This window comes from Pradoshia eiseniae, from assembly GCF_002946355.1.
Classification (GTDB): Bacteria; Bacillota; Bacilli; order Bacillales; family Pradoshiaceae; genus Pradoshia; species Pradoshia eiseniae.
On record NZ_PKOZ01000014.1, the window covers coordinates 1 to 18491 of the forward strand.

The 18491-nt window shown below is 41.7% G+C and carries 17 protein-coding genes and 1 rRNA gene; 14 read left to right on the forward strand and 4 right to left on the reverse strand.

Annotation, left to right across the window (positions count from 1 at the left end; all coding sequences use genetic code 11):
• Positions 1 to 2 precede the first annotated feature (2 nt).
• The 5 genes from rrf to tsaD all read left to right on the forward strand — a co-directional run bounded on the left by rrf (position 3) and on the right by tsaD (position 3631).
• Positions 3 to 119, forward strand: a 5S ribosomal RNA gene (gene rrf / locus CYL18_RS16025).
• A 908-nt stretch (positions 120 to 1027) separates the two neighbouring features.
• Entirely contained in the window at positions 1028 to 1465 is a 438-nt protein-coding gene (gene tsaE, locus CYL18_RS16030) for a tRNA (adenosine(37)-N6)-threonylcarbamoyltransferase complex ATPase subunit type 1 TsaE (RefSeq protein WP_407984605.1), read from the forward strand.
• Positions 1462 to 2166: a tRNA (adenosine(37)-N6)-threonylcarbamoyltransferase complex dimerization subunit type 1 TsaB gene (gene tsaB, locus CYL18_RS16035; RefSeq protein WP_104850523.1), complete on the forward strand. Its 705-nt coding sequence runs from the start codon at positions 1462 to 1464 to the stop codon at positions 2164 to 2166. Before tsaE ends, tsaB begins: the two co-directional genes overlap by 4 nt.
• Positions 2163 to 2621, forward strand: coding sequence for a ribosomal protein S18-alanine N-acetyltransferase (gene rimI / locus CYL18_RS16040; RefSeq protein ID WP_236636499.1), 459 nt, complete (start codon positions 2163 to 2165; stop codon positions 2619 to 2621). Before tsaB ends, rimI begins: the two co-directional genes overlap by 4 nt.
• Positions 2615 to 3631, forward strand: coding sequence for a tRNA (adenosine(37)-N6)-threonylcarbamoyltransferase complex transferase subunit TsaD (gene tsaD, locus CYL18_RS16045; protein WP_104850524.1), 1017 nt, complete (start codon positions 2615 to 2617; stop codon positions 3629 to 3631). The genes rimI and tsaD overlap by 7 nt, the downstream gene beginning before the upstream one ends.
• Positions 3632 to 3869: 238 nt before the next feature.
• On the opposite strand, the gene CYL18_RS16050 is transcribed toward tsaD, so the two are convergent.
• Positions 3870 to 5786: an ABC-F family ATP-binding cassette domain-containing protein gene (locus CYL18_RS16050; RefSeq protein WP_104850525.1), complete on the reverse strand. Its 1917-nt coding sequence runs from the start codon at positions 5784 to 5786 to the stop codon at positions 3870 to 3872.
• 143 nt (positions 5787 to 5929) lie between these two features.
• On the opposite strand from CYL18_RS16050, the gene moaC reads away from it, so the two are divergent.
• Positions 5930 to 6430, forward strand: coding sequence for a cyclic pyranopterin monophosphate synthase MoaC (gene moaC, locus CYL18_RS16055; protein ID WP_104850526.1), 501 nt, complete (start codon positions 5930 to 5932; stop codon positions 6428 to 6430).
• Positions 6431 to 6464: 34 nt separating this feature from the next.
• Positions 6465 to 7154 carry a redox-sensing transcriptional repressor Rex gene (locus CYL18_RS16060; protein ID WP_104850527.1) on the forward strand — a complete coding sequence of 230 codons (690 nt, stop codon included), beginning with the start codon at positions 6465 to 6467 and terminating at the stop codon, positions 7152 to 7154.
• Positions 7155 to 7171: 17 nt separating this feature from the next.
• Here the strand turns inward: CYL18_RS16060 and CYL18_RS16065 are convergent, their stop codons facing one another.
• Complete coding sequence (locus CYL18_RS16065; RefSeq protein WP_104850528.1) at positions 7172 to 7390, reverse strand: YdiK family protein; 219 nt, start codon at positions 7388 to 7390, stop codon at positions 7172 to 7174.
• Positions 7387 to 8121, reverse strand: a complete 735-nt coding sequence (locus CYL18_RS16070) for a CPBP family intramembrane glutamic endopeptidase (protein WP_104850529.1) — start codon at positions 8119 to 8121, stop codon at positions 7387 to 7389. The genes CYL18_RS16065 and CYL18_RS16070 overlap by 4 nt, the downstream gene beginning before the upstream one ends.
• 323 nt (positions 8122 to 8444) lie before the next feature.
• On the opposite strand from CYL18_RS16070, the gene groES reads away from it, so the two are divergent.
• A complete protein-coding gene (gene groES / locus CYL18_RS16075) occupies positions 8445 to 8729 on the forward strand; it encodes a co-chaperone GroES (protein ID WP_049672428.1) in 285 nt (94 codons plus the stop codon).
• Between the two features lie 55 nt (positions 8730 to 8784).
• A complete protein-coding gene (gene groL / locus CYL18_RS16080; protein ID WP_104850530.1) occupies positions 8785 to 10413 on the forward strand; it encodes a chaperonin GroEL in 1629 nt (542 codons plus the stop codon).
• A gap of 409 nt (positions 10414 to 10822) precedes the next feature.
• On the opposite strand, the gene adhP is transcribed toward groL, so the two are convergent.
• Positions 10823 to 11839, reverse strand: coding sequence for an alcohol dehydrogenase AdhP (adhP, locus tag CYL18_RS16085; RefSeq protein ID WP_104850531.1), 1017 nt, complete (start codon positions 11837 to 11839; stop codon positions 10823 to 10825).
• Between the two features lie 335 nt (positions 11840 to 12174).
• Between adhP and CYL18_RS16090 the strand changes: the two genes are divergently transcribed.
• From CYL18_RS16090 to CYL18_RS16110, 5 genes are all read left to right on the forward strand, one after another.
• Positions 12175 to 12822, forward strand: a complete 648-nt coding sequence (locus CYL18_RS16090) for a lysoplasmalogenase (RefSeq protein ID WP_104850532.1) — start codon at positions 12175 to 12177, stop codon at positions 12820 to 12822.
• Between the two features lie 413 nt (positions 12823 to 13235).
• Positions 13236 to 14174: an AraC family transcriptional regulator gene (locus tag CYL18_RS16095; protein WP_104850533.1), complete on the forward strand. Its 939-nt coding sequence runs from the start codon at positions 13236 to 13238 to the stop codon at positions 14172 to 14174.
• 210 nt (positions 14175 to 14384) lie between these two features.
• The gene (locus CYL18_RS16100) at positions 14385 to 15794 is read left to right on the forward strand and encodes an MFS transporter (RefSeq protein ID WP_330847605.1); all 1410 of its coding nucleotides are present in this window, start codon (positions 14385 to 14387) and stop codon (positions 15792 to 15794) included.
• Positions 15795 to 16065: 271 nt separating this feature from the next.
• Positions 16066 to 16989, forward strand: a complete 924-nt coding sequence (locus tag CYL18_RS16105; protein ID WP_104850534.1) for an AraC family transcriptional regulator — start codon at positions 16066 to 16068, stop codon at positions 16987 to 16989.
• 91 nt (positions 16990 to 17080) lie between these two features.
• Positions 17081 to 18481, forward strand: coding sequence for an MFS transporter (locus CYL18_RS16110; RefSeq protein ID WP_104850535.1), 1401 nt, complete (start codon positions 17081 to 17083; stop codon positions 18479 to 18481).
• Positions 18482 to 18491: the final 10 nt, after the last annotated feature.

An 18491-nucleotide genomic window follows, 5' to 3' on the forward strand; every position in this document is an offset into this window, starting at 1 on the left:
AGTCCGGTAATGATGGCGAAGAGGCCACACCCGTTCCCATTCCGAACACGGAAGTTAAGCTCTTCAGCGCCGATGGTAGTTGGGGCTCACGCCCCTGTGAGAGTAGGACGTTGCCGGGCAAGCGAAACCAGTTCAGTTTTGAGCTGGTTTTTTTGTGCTTTCCATCTCGAAATAGATGTCCTTTACTTAAAAGAAGTACAAGACACTCCTCTGACTGACAGCAGGCATCTCCGATTGGGGAGAAGCAAGGAGGTCAAGGAGGCGAGTGAGGGAAGCACGGAATGTACGATGTACATGAGTACTGAGCGAGGGAAGCCGACGCCGAGATCCGCCGCTTATCGCCAATCGGGTTTTCGAACACGGAAGTTAAGCTCGCGCGCCGATGGTAGTTGGGGCCGCGCGTCCCCTGTGAGAGTAGGACGTTGCCGGGCAAGCGAAAACCAGTTCAGTTTTGAACTGGTTTTTTTGTGCTTTTCAATCTCGAAAGAGATGGCCTTTTCTTAAAAGAAGTAAAAGACACTCCACTGACTGACAGCAGGCATCTCCGTTTATGGAGAAGCTAGGAGAACAAGAAGACAAGTGCGAGAAGCGTAGTAGGCTATATTTTACATAAAATCGCTTTAATGTGCCATTTTTTCAAATGAATCTTATGACTTATTTCTTAGTGGCTATGTCTTAAGCTAAATTTCTTCGTTTAAGGATGAACCACTAGAGTTTATGGGCGAACGACTTCTTTAAAGGATGATATATTGTAGGAACGCTGTAGCATAAAACTGGTACTGTGGACAAAAAACACGATTTAAGTATGAAACCCATATAGATCAATAATTATATGAATACAAGAGTCGCGTAATGGGTAATTTATTCTACAATCCTCTTACTTTCCAACAAGAATATCCAGCCTCAAAAGCAAGATTACTAGAATCGTCTGAAGTAAAAAGGTTAATTGGCTTTACACCCAAAAATAAGGTAAACTTTAATAATAAAATATAAAGCATGGTGAATGACTGTGATCGAGTATGAATTAATTTGTAAAAATGAGCAGGAAACGAGACAGCTCGCTGAGAAGATTGGCAGACGTCTTGTTCCGGGTTCAGTGGTTGCGCTTGAGGGTGACCTTGGGGCAGGTAAAACGACCTTCACGAAAGGAATCGCGAAGAGTCTTGGAGTGACGAGGACAGTAAATAGTCCGACGTTTACGATCATGAAACAATACAAAGGAAATATGCCGCTTTATCATATGGATGTATATAGGATTGAAAATGAGGATGAAGATTTCGGCTTTGAGGAGTATTTTGAAGGTGATGGTGTAACCATCGTAGAATGGGCACATTTGATAAAGGCTCAGTTGCCGGATAAACTGCTGACCCTGTATTTATTTCATGAGGGGGATGAGCAACGCCGCATAAAGGCTATGCCCCAAGGGGAATTTTATGAAAAGTTGTGTGAGGAGATTTTTGAATGAATGTATTAGCCATTGATACATCTACGAATGTTCTTGGAGTGGCTGTTGCTAATGAAAAGGGTATTATCGGAGAGCAAATAACCTATACAAAGAGAAATCATTCCGTACGGGCGATGCCAACGATTGAGGCTTTGCTGCAGGAATGCGGGATGAAGCCTTCTGACTTAGACCGGATTGTTGTTGCTAAAGGACCAGGATCTTATACGGGCGTGCGCATTGGTGTAACCATCGCAAAATCACTAGCCTGGAGCTTGGGGATTGAGCTTGTAGGTATTTCAAGCCTTGAGGTACTTGCGTTTAATGGACGGTATTTCAACGGGTATGTATGCCCAGTATTTGATGCCCGCAGAGGACAATTGTATACGTCCTTGTTTAGAGCTGAGAATGGAGAGGTTACTCGAGTGCAGGAGGACCAGAACCTCCTGGCAAAGGATTTTGTAGAGGGATTAAAGCAATTGAATGAGCCAGTTCTTTTCATTGGAAGTGATGTGTCTATCCATGAGGAGACATTCAGGGGGGCACTTGGAGAGAGGGCGGCTTTTGCTCCTGCCTCACTCCATCATGCCCGCGCTGGTGAGCTGGCGATGCTAGGGATGCAGCTGCCACCAGAAGAGATTCATTCATTTGTACCGAATTATGTGCGTTTAGCGGAAGCAGAGGCGAAGTGGTTAGAAGCTCAAGAGAAACAGAGGGAAGAATGATGACCAATCATACAGTGATGTTTCGGGCAATGACACTAGAGGATTTGGATGATGTGATGGAGGTGGAACATTCCTCCTTTACTTTGCCATGGAGCCGGGAGGCCTTCTATAATGAACTGGTGAATAATCAGCATGCGGTCTATCTTGTCGTTGAGGACAGGGGGCGTGTCGTTGGCTATGGCGGACAGTGGATCATATTGGATGAGGGACATATCACGAATATTGCTCTTTTGCCTGCTTACCGGGGCTATGGTCTTGGCGAGGAATTAATGATCCGTATGATGGCACAGGCTAAAAGCATGGGTGTTACGCGGATGACCCTTGAGGTAAGGGTGACGAACTATGGTGCACAGAAATTATATCGAAAAATGGGATTTCAAGAAGGCGGTATCCGAAAGAATTACTACACGGATAATATGGAAGATGCCTTAGTTATGTGGGTGGAATTATGGTAAAGAAGGAACAATTAATATTAGCGATAGAAACAAGCTGTGATGAAACAGCTGCAGCCGTTATCAAAGACGGCCGAGAGATTCTCTCAAACGTAGTAGCCTCGCAAATCGAGAGTCACAAGCGCTTTGGAGGAGTTGTGCCGGAGATTGCATCAAGGCATCACGTGGAAGCCATAACGGTCGTTGTTGAGGAAGCATTAGAGCAGGCAGGCCAAACATGGGAAGCTATTGATGCGGTTGCTGTGACCGAGGGACCAGGCCTTGTAGGTGCTCTTTTGATAGGCGTGAATGCGGCAAAGGCAATGGCGTTTGCGCATGGTAAGCCTTTAGTGAATGTTCACCATATTGCCGGCCATATTTATGCGAATCGAATCTTGACGGAATTCCAATTCCCGCTGCTCGCTCTCGTTGTCTCAGGCGGGCATACAGAGCTTGTTCTGATGCGTGAGCACGGTTCCTTTGAGGTTATTGGGGAGACGCGTGATGATGCTGCAGGAGAGGCTTATGATAAAGTAGCGCGTACCCTAAAGCTTCCATATCCAGGCGGCCCTCATATTGACCGCCTGGCCCATGAAGGAAAGCCAACGGTGAAATTGCCGCGTGCATGGCTTGAAGAGGATTCCTATGACTTCAGCTTCAGCGGATTGAAGTCTGCTGTTATCAATACCTTGCATAATGCTTCGCAAAAAGGAGAGACAATCGCGCCAGAGGACCTCGCTTGCAGCTTCCAGGAGAGCGTCATAGATGTCCTTGTTACGAAGACATTGAAGGCAGCAGAGCAATTTGGTGTGAAGCAAGTGCTGCTCGCAGGCGGAGTTGCAGCGAACAAAGGATTGAGGGCAAGGCTGGAAGAAGCATTCGGAGAAAAGAAAGACATTGAATTAATTATCCCGCCATTGTATTTATGCACCGATAACGCAGTTATGATAGGTGCAGCGGGGAGTATTGCCTTTGAGCAAGGAAGGCGTGCGGGAATGAATCTGAATGCTAATCCAGGATTAGATTTAGAATAAAAGACGAAAAAGCCGCTGATTAAGCGGCTATTTTTTATCCCCAAGCGATTTGGTTTAAAAATGCAGAAAGTTCTAAAGTTACTGTGGATAACTCGTGCTTATACACAATTTCTGTGGATAATAGTTTCGATATCTGTGGATAATGTGGAAAAATCAGTTGAATACCTGATATAGTTATGAACTGTCTGTGGGTAAATATGTTGATAAAAAAACGGGCCATACACAGGCCCGTTTTCCATTAATCTTGAAGGATGGTCCATTCCTCCATTAATTCCTCCAATGCTGATTCAGCAGCTGTAAGCTGGCTTTGGATTTCCAGTGTTTTTTCATGATCCTGGTAGACCTCAGGGTCACAAAGCTGTTCATTGTAATCAGCGATTTTCGCTTCAAACGTCTCAATGGCACCCTCTAATTCCTCGATACGACGCTGACGCTTTCGATTTTGCTTCTTCAGTTCCTTATCCTCTTGATAGGAGGATTTTTCGGTAGACTGTTGATTCGATTGCATAGCTGGTTTGTTTTCAAGCTCTGCCAGTTCGACAAGCTCCTGTTTTTTCTGAACATAATAGTCATAATCCCCAAGATATTCAACAGTTCCTTCTGGACCCATCTCAATAACCTTATCGGCAATACGATTGATGAAGTAGCGGTCATGAGAAACGAAGAGCAAAGTTCCGGGATAATCGACAAGGGCATTCTCCAAAACGAGCTTGCTATCAAGATCCAAGTGGTTTGTGGGCTCATCGAGAATCAGCAGGTTCGCTTTTTGCATCATCAGCTTCGATAGAGCCAGTCTTGCCTTCTCGCCCCCGCTCAATGTCGACACGATTTTCATGACATCATCCCCGCTGAAGAGGAAGTTTCCAAGGATGGAGCGGATGTCCTTTTCCTGGCTCATGGGATAGTCATCCCATAATTCATTGAGAACGGTCTTGTTTGATGAGAGGTTCGCTTGTTCCTGATCATAATAGCCTATCGTAACATTAGCCCCGAATTGAAACTCACCGCTAAGGGCTGGAAGCCTGTCCGTAATGGTCTTAAGGAGGGTAGACTTGCCAATGCCATTCGGGCCAATAAGCGCGATGCTTTCTCCACGTGTGATGCGGAAATTAATCGACTTGGCAACAGCATGCTCATACCCTATTGCGATATCCTTCGCTTGCAGGACCTCATTTCCGCTTTGTTTTTCAATCTGGAAGGAGAAGTTGGCAGATTTCTCATCCCCTTGCGGACGGTCCAGCATCTCCATGCGCTCAAGCTGCTTTTGGCGACTTTGGGCACGTTTGGTCGTTGAGGCACGGGCAATATTGCGCTGGACGAAATCTCTTAGTTTTGCGATTTCATCCTGCTGCTTTTCATACATTTTCTGATTGCGTTCAAATTCCTCAGCCTTTTGGACGAGGTATTTGCTATAATTACCTGTATACTTACTAATGGATGTGCGTGATAGCTCCATGACCTGATTGACGACCTTATCAAGGAAATAACGGTCATGTGAAACAATCAGGATGGCGCCAGGATAGGATTGCAGATACCCCTCAAGCCAAGAGAGAGTGTCGATGTCAAGGTGGTTCGTTGGTTCATCGAGAATTAATAGGTCCGGCTTCGTCAGCAATAATTTCCCGAGAGCAAGCCTTGTTTTCTGGCCCCCGCTCAGCGAGGTGACAGGGGTAGCATAATCATAATCGGCAAAATTAAGACCGTGCAGGACAGAGCGGATATCATTTTCCATCTGATAGCCACCGGCATTTTTGAATTGTTCCTGCAAGTGATCATAATCCTTCAAAATTCGCTCATAGCGAGTGCTGTCATTATATATGTCGGGGATTGACATCGATTTTTCTAGGGCGCGCAGTTCTTCCTCCTGCTTTCGCAAATCCGCGAACACAGTCAGCATCTCATCCCAAATGGATAGGTCGGAATTTAAGCCCGTATGCTGGGCGAGATAGCCGATTGTCGTCCCTTTTGGCATGAAGATATTGCCTCCATCATGGGAAAGAGTGCCAGCGATGATTTTCAAAAGGGTGGACTTGCCGGCGCCATTACGGCCAACGAGAGCTATCCGATCCTTCGTTTGCACTTCAAGCTTTATACTGGACAAAATAGCTTCTGCACCATAATATTTGGATACATTATTAACTTGTAAAATAATCATGATTCTCACCTCAGGAAGTACTAGCTTAAGTGTATCTTACAAAGTCTGGGCACCGCAACTGAATAGGATATATGTGAATATTTACACAAAAGTTTCCGTGAAATCCATATATAATATAAAATAATGGTAAAGGGGGGAATGGTTTGAGTGATTTTACTCATTTCAACGAACAGGGAAGGGCGAAGATGGTCGATATTGTACATAAGCCTGAGACGGCCCGTACAGCAGTTGCGGAGTCAAGCATCCTAGTTAAAGAAGAAATTTATAAGAAAATCACCTCCGGGGAGATGGAGAAAGGTGACGTGCTGGCAGTAGCCCAAGTGGCTGGTATTATGGCAGCGAAGAAAACATCTGATATAATTCCTATGTGTCATCCAATTTCCCTTAAAGGAATAGACATTCGTTTCTTTTGGGAGGCTGAAAAAGAACAGAAGCGGCTGCGCATTCAGGTGTCTGTTAAGACGAAGGGAAGCACAGGCGTAGAAATGGAAGCCCTGACGGCTGCATCGGTTACAGCACTTACCATATATGATATGTGCAAGGCCATTGATAAAGGAATGGTTATTGGAGAAACATACTTAGTTAAAAAGACCGGCGGAGTATCCAGCCCGGATTTTCAAAAACAATTGGACGATTCATTATAAGGAACTCAACAAAAGTAAGGGAGAAGGGAAAGAAATGTTGCAGGAGAATACAAAAATACCACAAGCGACAGCAAAGCGTCTGCCGCTGTACTATCGATTTATACAAAATCTGCATGCATCAGGGAAACTCAGGGTATCATCAGCGGAGCTCAGTGAGGCTGTTAAGGTCGATTCTGCGACAATCCGCAGAGATTTTTCATATTTTGGAGCGCTTGGGAAGAAAGGATACGGCTATAACGTTAATTATTTGCTGTCTTTCTTTCGTAAGACCCTTGACCAGGATGAGCTCACCCAAGTGGCGCTCATTGGTGTCGGGAACTTAGGAACAGCCTTCCTTAACTATAATTTCATGAAGAATAATAATACGAAGATTGAAATGGCCTTTGACGTCTCACCTGAAAAGGTCGGCACCTTCATTGGAGATGTACCAATTTTTGATATGGATGCGCTTGAAAGCAAGCTTTCAAATTCCAACATCAAAGTGGCCATCTTGACAGTGCCATCGCATGCGGCCCAGCCAATAACGGATAGACTCGTTGCAGCGAACGTGAAAGCTATCCTGAACTTTACTCCGGCACGCTTAAGTGTCCCAGATGCTATCAGGGTGCATCATATTGATCTGGCTGTTGAATTACAATCGCTCGTTTACTTCTTAAAGCATTACCCGGCAGGCGGGACGGAAGAGCCTAAAGAAGCCAATAAAGCAGAAAAACTCGAAGGATAAACTTCGAGTTTTTTCTTTTATTTGTTTTTCGTTTGTTGCTCGTTATTCATTTCCTTGATTTTGCGGTGGATGCCGATGAAACGGATGCCAGAGCCGATATCAAGTGTAGCAAGGATGATCAGGAAGTAGGTGAAAAAATCCCATCCGCTCCTCGTTACGTTTTGGATGGCGAAAAAGACAAATACAGCCCCCAAAATGAAATAAGTCATAGCCATATACATTGGTGAACGTCTCATAATAAACCTCCGATAAAACTTTGTGCTTTCTCCAACTCTTTAATCAAATCACCAGAATTGGTGGAAATCAGAACTACTAATGTATTCATGCTAACGTGCGCAATGATAGGAACGATAATTCGGCCAGTTTTGACATACAGAAAGGCGAATGTGAAGCCCATAGCTGAATAAAGAAGAGTATGTTCAGGTTCTCCGTGCGCCAGAGAGAAGATAACCGAACTGACTAAGGCGCTAAGGAAGAATCCAAGCCGTCTATACAAAAGCGCTCCAAAGAGAATCTTCCGAAACACGATTTCCTCTAAAATTGGCCCAATGACAGAGGAAATCAGGATGACGACCGGGAACATATTAATTAGACGTAAAATATCCTGGGTGTTTTGGGACTCACCATTAATACCGAAAACCTGCTGTTCTATCGTACCAGCAACCGCTTGGGCAACAAAGGCAAGGAATATCCCGCCGATGGCCCAGGCAATTGAACCTCCAATCGGCATACGCTCCCATAAGTCCATTGATCTATTCATTGAATGCCGCTCATTTCGCAAAAAGTACAAGGTAATGAGCATGGCGATGGAAAAGCTGATGACAATCCAAGAAACGACCGAATAGATGGCTACTTGATCCTCGGCTACGAAGTTCGGCAAAATCCATCCCATCAGAGGAAGACCGATGATGCCCGATAGCTGCATGGCAATGTATGTAAGGACAATCAGCCAGTAATTATTCTTCAACGACAAAACTCCTTTAATGACAAGTATCTGAATCAAGCGGGCTTTGACTAAAGCCCAAAAGGAAAAAGCTACATCCTCATTCTACCCGTTTTTCCCCATTAGGTACAATGGCAAAACTTATCCCCCTTTTATACATAATCTTCCTGCAGCTAGGGTATACTAGCCAGGGTGTAGGCGGTGTAAAAACCTTATAAAATTTTCTAAAATTTTCGCTCATATCACTTGCAAATCAGATTGTCTTTATTTAATATATAAATTGTGTTAGCACTCACTATATACGAGTGCTAATAAAAATGGAGAGAATGTTAAGGAGGTAGTTTTACTTGTTAAAGCCACTAGGAGATCGCGTTGTGATTGAACTTGTCGCACAAGAGGAGAAAACTGCAAGCGGCATCGTGTTACCTGACACTGCCAAAGAAAAGCCATCTGAAGGCAAAATCGTAGCAGTAGGCACAGGCCGTGTCCTTGAGAATGGGGAGCGTGTAGGATTGGAAGTATCTGAAGGCGACCACATTATCTTCTCTAAATATGCAGGCACTGAAGTGAAATACGAAGGCAACGAATACTTAATTTTACGTGAAAGCGACATTCTGGCTGTAATCGGATAAGCAAATGTCGGTTAAAAAATATCATACTACAAAATTTTGAGGAGGTAATTTACGAATGGCTAAAGAGATTAAATTTAGTGAAGAAGCACGCCGCGCTATGCTTCGCGGGGTCGATGCATTAGCTGATACAGTAAAAGTTACACTTGGACCAAAAGGACGCAATGTCGTACTTGAAAAGAAATTCGGTTCTCCGCTCATCACAAACGATGGTGTAACAATCGCAAAAGAAATCGAGCTTGAAGACGCTTTTGAAAACATGGGTGCAAAGCTTGTTGCTGAAGTAGCCAGCAAAACAAACGAAATCGCTGGTGACGGTACAACAACAGCGACTGTTCTTGCTCAAGCGATGATCCGTGAAGGATTGAAAAACGTAACAGCTGGCGCTAACCCAATGGGTGTACGTAAAGGAATCGAGAAAGCTGTTTCTGTAGCAATTGAAGAATTGCAAGCAATCTCTAAACCAATCGAAGGAAAAGCATCTATCGCACAAGTTGCGGCAATCTCTTCTGCTGACGAAGAAGTTGGCCAATTGATTGCTGAAGCGATGGAGCGCGTTGGTAACGACGGTGTTATCACAATCGAAGAATCTAAAGGATTCACAACTGAATTAGATGTAGTAGAAGGTATGCAATTCGACCGCGGATACTCTTCTCCATACATGGTAACTGATTCCGACAAAATGGAAGCAGTCCTTGAAAATCCATACATCTTAATCACTGACAAAAAAATCTCCAACATCCAAGAAGTACTTCCTGTCCTTGAGCAAGTTGTTCAACAAGGCAAACCATTACTTTTGATTGCGGAAGATGTTGAAGGTGAAGCACAAGCAACACTTGTTGTGAACAAGCTTCGCGGAACATTCAATGCTGTAGCAGTTAAAGCTCCAGGATTCGGGGATCGTCGTAAAGCAATGCTTGAAGACATCGCTGCATTAACTGGCGGTGAAGTAATCACTGAAGAGCTAGGACGCGACCTTAAATCCGCAACACTTGAATCTCTAGGACGCGCGGCGAAAGTCGTTGTGACGAAAGAAACAACTACAATCGTAGAAGGTGCTGGCCAAACAAGCGAAATTGGCGCTCGCATCAACCAAATCCGTTCTCAATTAGAAGAAACAACTTCTGAATTCGATAAAGAAAAACTTCAAGAGCGTCTTGCTAAACTTGCTGGCGGCGTAGCCGTTATCAAAGTTGGTGCCGCTACTGAAACTGAATTGAAAGAACGCAAACTTCGAATCGAGGATGCTCTTAACTCCACTCGTGCCGCTGTTGAAGAAGGTATCGTAGCTGGTGGGGGTACTGCACTTGTAAGTGTGTACAACAAAGTAGCTGCAATCGAGCTAGAAGGTGACGCACAAACAGGCGTAAATATCGTTCTTCGCGCACTTGAAGAGCCAGTTCGCCAAATCGCATTCAACGCAGGCCTAGAAGGCTCTGTTGTTGTTGACCGCCTAAAACGCGAAGAAATCGGCATCGGCTTCAACGCCGCTAATGGCCAATGGGTAAACATGATCGAAACAGGTATCGTTGACCCAACTAAAGTAACACGTTCCGCACTTCAAAACGCAGCATCTGTTGCAGCTATGTTCTTAACAACTGAAGCAGTTGTCGCTGACAAGCCAGAAGAAAACGCTGGCGGAATGCCTGACATGGGTGGCATGGGCGGAATGGGCGGCATGATGTAATCAGCCTCCCCTAGCTTAAAGAAGCATCTCACAAGTTGAATAACTTGAGAGATGCTTCTTTTTTAATTAAAGGTTAGCTTGAGGAAATTATGTAGCTCTTGGAATTCATGCATCTGTGGGGGGAGTACAATGGACGGAAAGTCATAAAGAAATGCTAACAAATGTTTAATGAAAGTTTATGCAGAAAATTTGAATGAGTTATATAAAAGAGTTGCCTGTAGATTGATCACAGATATCTAGCCATTCTTGGGGAGAGAAAAAGTGGATGAGGTAACGGGTCATTTAAAATTATTATAAGTCTTCTTCTGTAATAACTGTATGAACAAAAAGTGCTTGCTTCATAGCATGATGAAAAAGGCAAAGCGTTGAGCTTTGCCTTTTCGTTAAAATCTATCTACGATTGATATGATTAGTTAGTGAAATCGATAACCATACGGCCTGTGATTTTACCCTCTTCCATTTCCTCGAAGATATCATTGATTTCCTCTAGTTTGCGCAATGCTACTTTAGGAACTACTTTTCCTTCAGCTGCAAATTGGAATGCCTCAGCCAAGTCTTGACGAGTACCTACTAAAGACCCGATTACTTGGATTCCGTCTAATACGAGACGAGGAATGTCTAGATCCATTTTTTCAACAGGTAAGCCAACAGCTACTACGCGAGCGCCAGCTTTTACGACATCGATAGCTTGGTTGAAAGGAGTTTTTGCTACAGAAGTGATAACTGTTGCATCTAAGCCTTTACCGCCAGTTACTTCTTTTGCTTTTGCGATTGGGTCCTCATTTAAGCAGTTGACAACGACGTCAGCGCCAACTTCTTTTGCGAATGCTAATTTATCATCACTAATATCGAATGCTACGACTTTAGCGCCGAATACGTTTTTAGCGTATTGGACAGCAAGGTTACCTAAGCCGCCGACACCGAAAATACCAATCCATTGCCCTGGACGTACTTGAGTTTCCTTTACCGCCTTGTAAGTTGTTACACCTGCACAAGTTACGGAAGAAGCTGCAGCAGGGCAGAGGCCTTCTGGTACTTTTACAGCATAGTCAGCTGTTACGATAACTTGTTCTGCCATCGCTCCATCAACAGAGTATCCTGCATTTTTCACGTCGCGGCAAAGTGTTTCGCGGCCTGATGTGCAATATTCACAGTGTCCGCAGCTTTCAAACATCCAAGCGATAGAAACGCGATCCCCGATTTTTAAGGAAGTAACGCCTTCTGCTACCTCAATAACTTTACCGATTCCTTCGTGGCCCAAAACTACACCTGTTACATCACCGAAATCGGCATTTTTAACGTGCAAGTCTGTATGGCAAACACCGCAATATTCTGTTTGCACCAAAGCTTCACCGTATTTTAAAGGGCGAAGTTGTTTTTCTTCAACGCTTACTTTTTTGTCTTTTGTTACTACTGCTGCTTTCATAAGTTTGTGACTCCTTTCACAAATGGAAGTAAAATTAAAAAGAACTAAAAGCGTTCTCGCAAATCTATTATCTGTTATCTATTTTACATTTTCAACAAGATATTTCTGTAAATTATAAAATAAAATTAAATTTAGCAAAGATACATTATTATGTTTATTTCATGATTAATTCGAAGGAGAACCTTTTTTTTGTAAGGGGTAGAAGCACGAATATTATGGTCTTTCAATCATCTAAGACAATATAAAACGATTTGTAAATTTTTATGTAATAGACATCTCTAAGGAGATTATTGATGGTATACTAGCGGGAAGAAGTAATAAAGAGGAGTCAATTCATGAAGTTAAAGTACCTATCCATTCTCATTTTATTAATGAGTATTATTTATATTTTTTTCATCCCCTCTGAACCTTTCGCGCTTAAAATACTGTTTAAGCTCATTCCGATGTGGCTGATTATCTATTTTGCCTTTATCCAAAAAACAGAGGGGGTTCGGCAAAATAAAGGTCTTATCCTTTTCGGCCTGTTTTTTTGCATGCTAGGTGATGGATTGCTTCATTGGTTTGTGATTGGCCTAAGCTGTTTTCTTATTGGGCATATCATTTATACGTTTGGATTCTTTAAGCAATGGTCCTTTTCTAAACTCCGCTGTTTATCCATTCTGCCGCTTTTTGTATTTGATTTATTCATGGGTAAGAAACTAGTAACTTCCCTTCAGTTGTCTGGAGAGGAAGAATTAATTGTGCCGGTGCTTTTCTATATTGGTGCAATTTCTATCATGGCTTGGGCTGCCTTTATGACAGGCAATTTGTATGCGATTATTGGCAGTTTGCTATTCGTCATTTCTGATACGATCTTATCGTGGAATATGTTCATCTCAGATGTACCTTATTCACATTTCTTGATTATGGCAACCTATTATTCTGCCCAATATTGCATTGCCTCGAGTATTAGAACGACGTCCATGCAATCGGGAATTGGTTGAATGTAGATCCTCATAAGCAAGTTCATATTCGTTATGATAATAATTATTGAAGAATAATAGAAGTCTCTCGTAAGTTTCATGAACTTGTGTGAGGCTTCTATTTTATTTTGAGGTTGTACATTCCTGTACTTGGAATTAAAGAGGGGCAAAACAGGTTAGGGTGCTAAGATCTGGAATAGCTTTATAACAGAGGTGTCCTCTTTAGTCCAAATGATTCACCTATCACTCCACGGAAAGTGATTTACTATATTATCTGTTTATGCTAGATTTTTTAGAGAAGCAATATAAGTCAAAAATTTTTGGCAAGAAAGCACTTTCATAAAATGCTTTTTGTTTTTTAGTATACTAGTATAATAATAGGTGTTCCGATATGAGTCCCTTTGGAACACTGACTTCCGGGAGTGTGAGCAACAGTGAATAAATGGACAAAGAATATGTATCAACCAAAAGTATTGGATGAATCCATATTGGCCTTTTATCGTCTTCAAGGAATGAATGCGGATACGAGTGAGTTTAATCAATTTGAATCACACAGTACATGTGAAATTTTTGTCCTTGAGGAAGGAGATTGTAAATATTTCATTCAAGACCAAGTATATGAGCTGCAGCCTGGGGATATCCTTCTTTTGGATGGATTGACTTTACATAAGTCAGGTCCGATATCTCCGGATACATATATCAGGAGTATGGTTCATTTTTCACCAGTCTGGCTGAAAAAAATGTTGCTTGTATTGGGAATGCCGAGTCTTTTGGATCCCTTCCAAAAGCTGAATAATTGCATCCTGCGGACTGGATTTGATGCCTCGGGTCATTATGTGGCTGAGAAGATTAAATGGATCGCTGAGCAGTTAGAGGCTATTGACCAGGAATTCAAAAGTACCGGAAAAATAAATGTCTTGTTGGAAACCGAAGTGAAAATCGAGTTTCTCCAATTATTAGTGAAGATTTATAAAATGAGCGAATGTGAACAAATGCGTGTTGAACAGAAGAAAACGGAAAAGAAGCAGCATGCTGAGAATATTGCCTCTTGGATTAATCAGCATTATTGCGAAAAAGTGAGTTTGGAACGTCTGGCCAAAGAATTGAACTTAAATAAATACTATCTCTCTCATGTTTTTAAAGAGGTTACCGGTTATACGGTTATGCAATATGTGATGGAATGCAGACTGATTCAGGTAAAGTATTTATTGGAAATGAAGCTTGATCAATCGCTGGAGGATATTTTTCTGTCAACTGGATTTGAAAGCGCTGCACATTTCAGCCGTTTTTTTAAAGCAAGAATTGGAATGACACCAACTAGTTATCGGAAAATGAAAGGAAGAAAAACTGCAAGTTATTATGCTCAACATTGAGCAATTTAAACTACTTGTTTAAAAGCAATCATATTCATGATGAAAATTAGAATTAGTTAATAACCACATTTGCTCATTATTGAGCATGAATTACACTTCTGAAACAGGCAAAACAATCTTCTTATTTTGAAGAAAAGAAAAGTAAGTTTGGTTAATTATGCTCAATAATGAGCAAAGTTATAAATGATTGTGTCAAGGAGGAATTATGTAATGAGTATGAGAGAACCAGTACTCCAACAGGAGGAACAAAGTCAATCTAATACGGTACGACCGTTTGGATGGCGTGATAAATTTGGTTATTTGCTTGGTGATTTTGGGAATGACTTCTTCTTCATTCTTACAAGCTCGTTCCTAATGGTATTTTACACAGATATCTTCCATATCAGCGCTGCAACAGTAGGTGTGCTATTCATGATTGCCCGCTTATGGGATGCGTTTGCAGACGTAGCTTGGGGCCGTTTCATTGATACGCGTCCAGCAACGAAGAATGGGAAGTTTAAGCCTTGGATTTTCCGCATGTCCTTCCCGCTCGTTATTACAGGTGTGTTAATGTTCACGACAATTCCAGGTATGTCAGATGGCTTCTACCTAGCTTGGGCTTTTGTAACATATATTATCTGGGGTACTTTATACAGTACGGTTAACATTCCTTATGGTTCAATGGCTTCTGTTATTTCAGCCGATCCGGTTGAACGTACAACACTTTCTACATGGCGCACAATCGGTGCATCATTGGCAGGTCTTCTTATCGGTGTTTTAGGACCAATGATTGTATTCGTAGACAATAAAATCAGCGCAGACCGCATGTTCATGACAGCTCTTGTCTTTGGCGTATTGGCTATCGCTTGTTACATGGGCTGCTATAAACTTACAACTGAGCGTATTCAAGTACCAGCAAAAGAAATTGAGAAGGGCGCTTTCCTTCGTTCAATCAAAAGCCTAGTGAAAAACAAACCGTTCCTTTGGATCTTAGGGGCTTCCCTAATGATCATGGTGACACAATTCATTACTCAAGCGGTTAACACATATCTATTCAAAGATTATTTCAGCAATGCATCAGCTTTAAGTCTAGTTTCACTGATTCAAATGGCATCCATGTTCATTACTGTTCCATTAGTAAAACCATTGGTTGCGAAATTCGGTAAAAAAGAAGTATCTGTTGTTGGGGTAGGAGCAGCAGCTGTGATTTTTACCCTATTGTTCTTCCTGAAAGAATTAACCGTAATGCCATTTATCTTTACAATGGCCTTAGGTATGGTTGGTATGGGCTTCTATAGCTTTGTAAACTGGGCATTCATCTCAGACGTTATCGATTACCATGAATACCTAACATCCTTGCGTGAAGATGCAACTGTTTATTCTATCGTTTCCATGTCCAGAAAAGTAGGACAAGCATTAGCTGGCGGTATTGGAGGCTTTGCCATCGCAGCTGTAGGCTATAATGCAGCGCTTGGAACGCAACCGCAGGAAGTACTTGATGGTATTCATATGCTAGGTACATTAGTGCCAGGAATCCTTTATGGTATCGTTGCTCTTCTCTTATTCTTGTATCCATTAAATAAGAAAAGAACAAACCAGCTTGCCTTGGATCTAGCGGCAAAAAGGGAATTAAATAAATAAGATACGGGACTAAATAGGCATTTGATTAAAGCCTAAAAGCCTCAATAATTGATTATAGGAGCTTTAAAAAGTACATCGGACTTTTTAAAGCTTCTTTATTTATGTCTGTATTTCTTTGACTTAAATGTGCATCTGTCGAAAGCAATTTGAGTCAAAATTTTTGCGGAAAATAAACACTTTCATATAATGTTTTTTCACCCTTGGTATACTAGTATAATAGTATGTGTTTTAGAGCAGTTTCTTTAGGACACAACTTCAGGAGTGAAAAGAAGTGCCAATTCAATCGAGTTTTTTTCATCAACCAAAAGTGCTGGATGAATCGATTATCGCTTATCACCGTCTTCAAGGTGTGAATGAAAACATGTCTGGGTGTAATGAGTTTGAATCACACATTACACACGAGATTTATTTTTTTGAAGAGGGCGAGTGTCAGTATTTAATAGAAAATAGGATTTATGAATTAGAACCAGGAGATATCATTCTGTTAGATGGTTTGACCTTACACAAGTCAAATACCTTGTCTCCTGATACTTATGTGAGAAGTGTGATTCATTTTTCACCAGCTTGGTTGGAATCTATGTTGCCTATAGTAGGTATACCAAATCTGTTGGATCCTTTTCAAAAGCTGAACAACTGCATTCTGCGGACAAAGTTAGATGCCTCAGGTCAGTATGTAGCGAAGAAAATCAAGTGGATTTCCAAGCAGCTAGAAGCTATCGATCAAGAGTATCGACGTAATAGAAAAGTAAACGTCATATTAGAATCTGAATTGAAGCTTGAGTTTCTGCAACTGTTGCTGTATATCTACAAAATGAGTGAATGTGAATACTTAGGAATCAAACAGAAAAAATCAGAAAAGAAACAGCATGCTGAGAATATTGCTTCATGGATCAATCAACATTATTCCGAGAAAATCACTTTAGAGCGTATTGCAAAGGAATTGAATCTTAATAAATATTACGTATCCCATGTTTTCAAGGAAGTGACTGGATTTACGGTTATGCAATATGTGATGGAATGCCGATTGATTCAGGTTAAATATTTATTGGAAATGAGACCTGATTTATCACTTGAAGAGATTTTCACTGCAACAGGATTTGAAAGCGGTGCCCATTTTAGCCGGTTTTTTAAGGACAAAATGGGGATGACGCCAACAAGTTATCGTAAAAAGAAATATAGGCAAAAGCTTGATTAATCATGCTCAATAATGAGCAATTATATTCATGGGTATTTGCTCATAATTGAGCAATATATAATTTTTGAATTTTAAGGAGGACAACTCAAAAATGAGTATGAGAGAACCAGTTTTCTCGCAAGAGGAACAAGGTAGTGCTAATACAGTGCGACCATTCGGAATAAGGGATAAAGTGGGTTACTTGTTAGGTGATTTCGGTAACGACTTTTTCTTCTTGCTCACTAGTGCATTCTTGATGGTATTCTACACAGATATTTTCCATATCAGTGCAGCAACAGTCGGGGTATTATTTATGGCTGCTCGACTATGGGATGCATTTGCGGACGTAGCTTGGGGTCGTTTTATTGATACTCGACCAGCAACAAAGCACGGTAAATTCAAGCCTTGGATTTTACGTATGTCATTCCCATTAGTATTTACAGGCGTGTTAATGTTCACGACAATTCCTGGCATGTCAGATGGATTCTATCTAGCTTGGGCATTTGTTACGTATATCGTTTGGGGTACATTGTACAGTACAGTTAACATCCCTTATGGATCAATGGCTTCTGTAATGACAGCAGATCCAGTTGAGAGAACAACATTATCAACATGGAGAACTTTTGGTGCATCATTAGCAGGTCTTATCATCAACGTTCTTGGACCAGTTATCGTATTCGTAGACAACAAAATTAGTGCAGATCGCATGTTCATGACTGCCTGCATCTTCGGTGTATTGGCAATGGCTTGCTACATCGGATGCTACAAGCTTTCAACTGAACGTATCGCAGTACCAACAAAAGAAGTAGAGAAGGGCGCTTTCCTTCGTTCAATGAAGAGCCTAGTGAAAAATAAACCATTCTTATGGCTATTAGCTGCATCACTTATGGCTATGTTAACGCAATTCGTGATTTCCGCTGTTAACACATATTTGTTTAAAGATTACTTTAGTAATGCAGCTGCTTTAAGTCTAATGGGACTAGTACAAATGGCCGCTACATTTATCGCTTTCCCTCTAGTGAAACCGTTAGTTGCGAAGTTTGGTAAGAAAGAAGTTTCAATAGCGGGTATGACTATCGCATCCGCTATGTACATTGGATTATTCTTCTTAAAGGGTATTGGAACTATGCCGTTCATTATTCTCGCGGCAATCGCTTTATTCGGTACAGGTTTCTATGGCTTCGTAACATGGGCGTTCATTTCAGATGTTATTGACTATCACGAGCTTCAAACTTCACTACGTGAAGACGCAACTGTTTACTCTGTCATTTCGATGTCAAGAAAAGTAGGACAAGCAGTAGCAGGAGGTATCGGTGGTGTGGCAATCGCTGCCGTTGGCTATGATGCTGCGCTAGGACAGCAAACTAAAGAAGTATTAGACGGCATTTACATGCTAGGTACATTAGTGCCAGGTATCTTCTATGGAATCATTGCACTCCTATTATTCATGTATCCTTTAAACAAGCAAAAAACAATTCAATTAAGTAAAGATTTAGAAGCGAAAAGAAATTAATTAAGTGAAT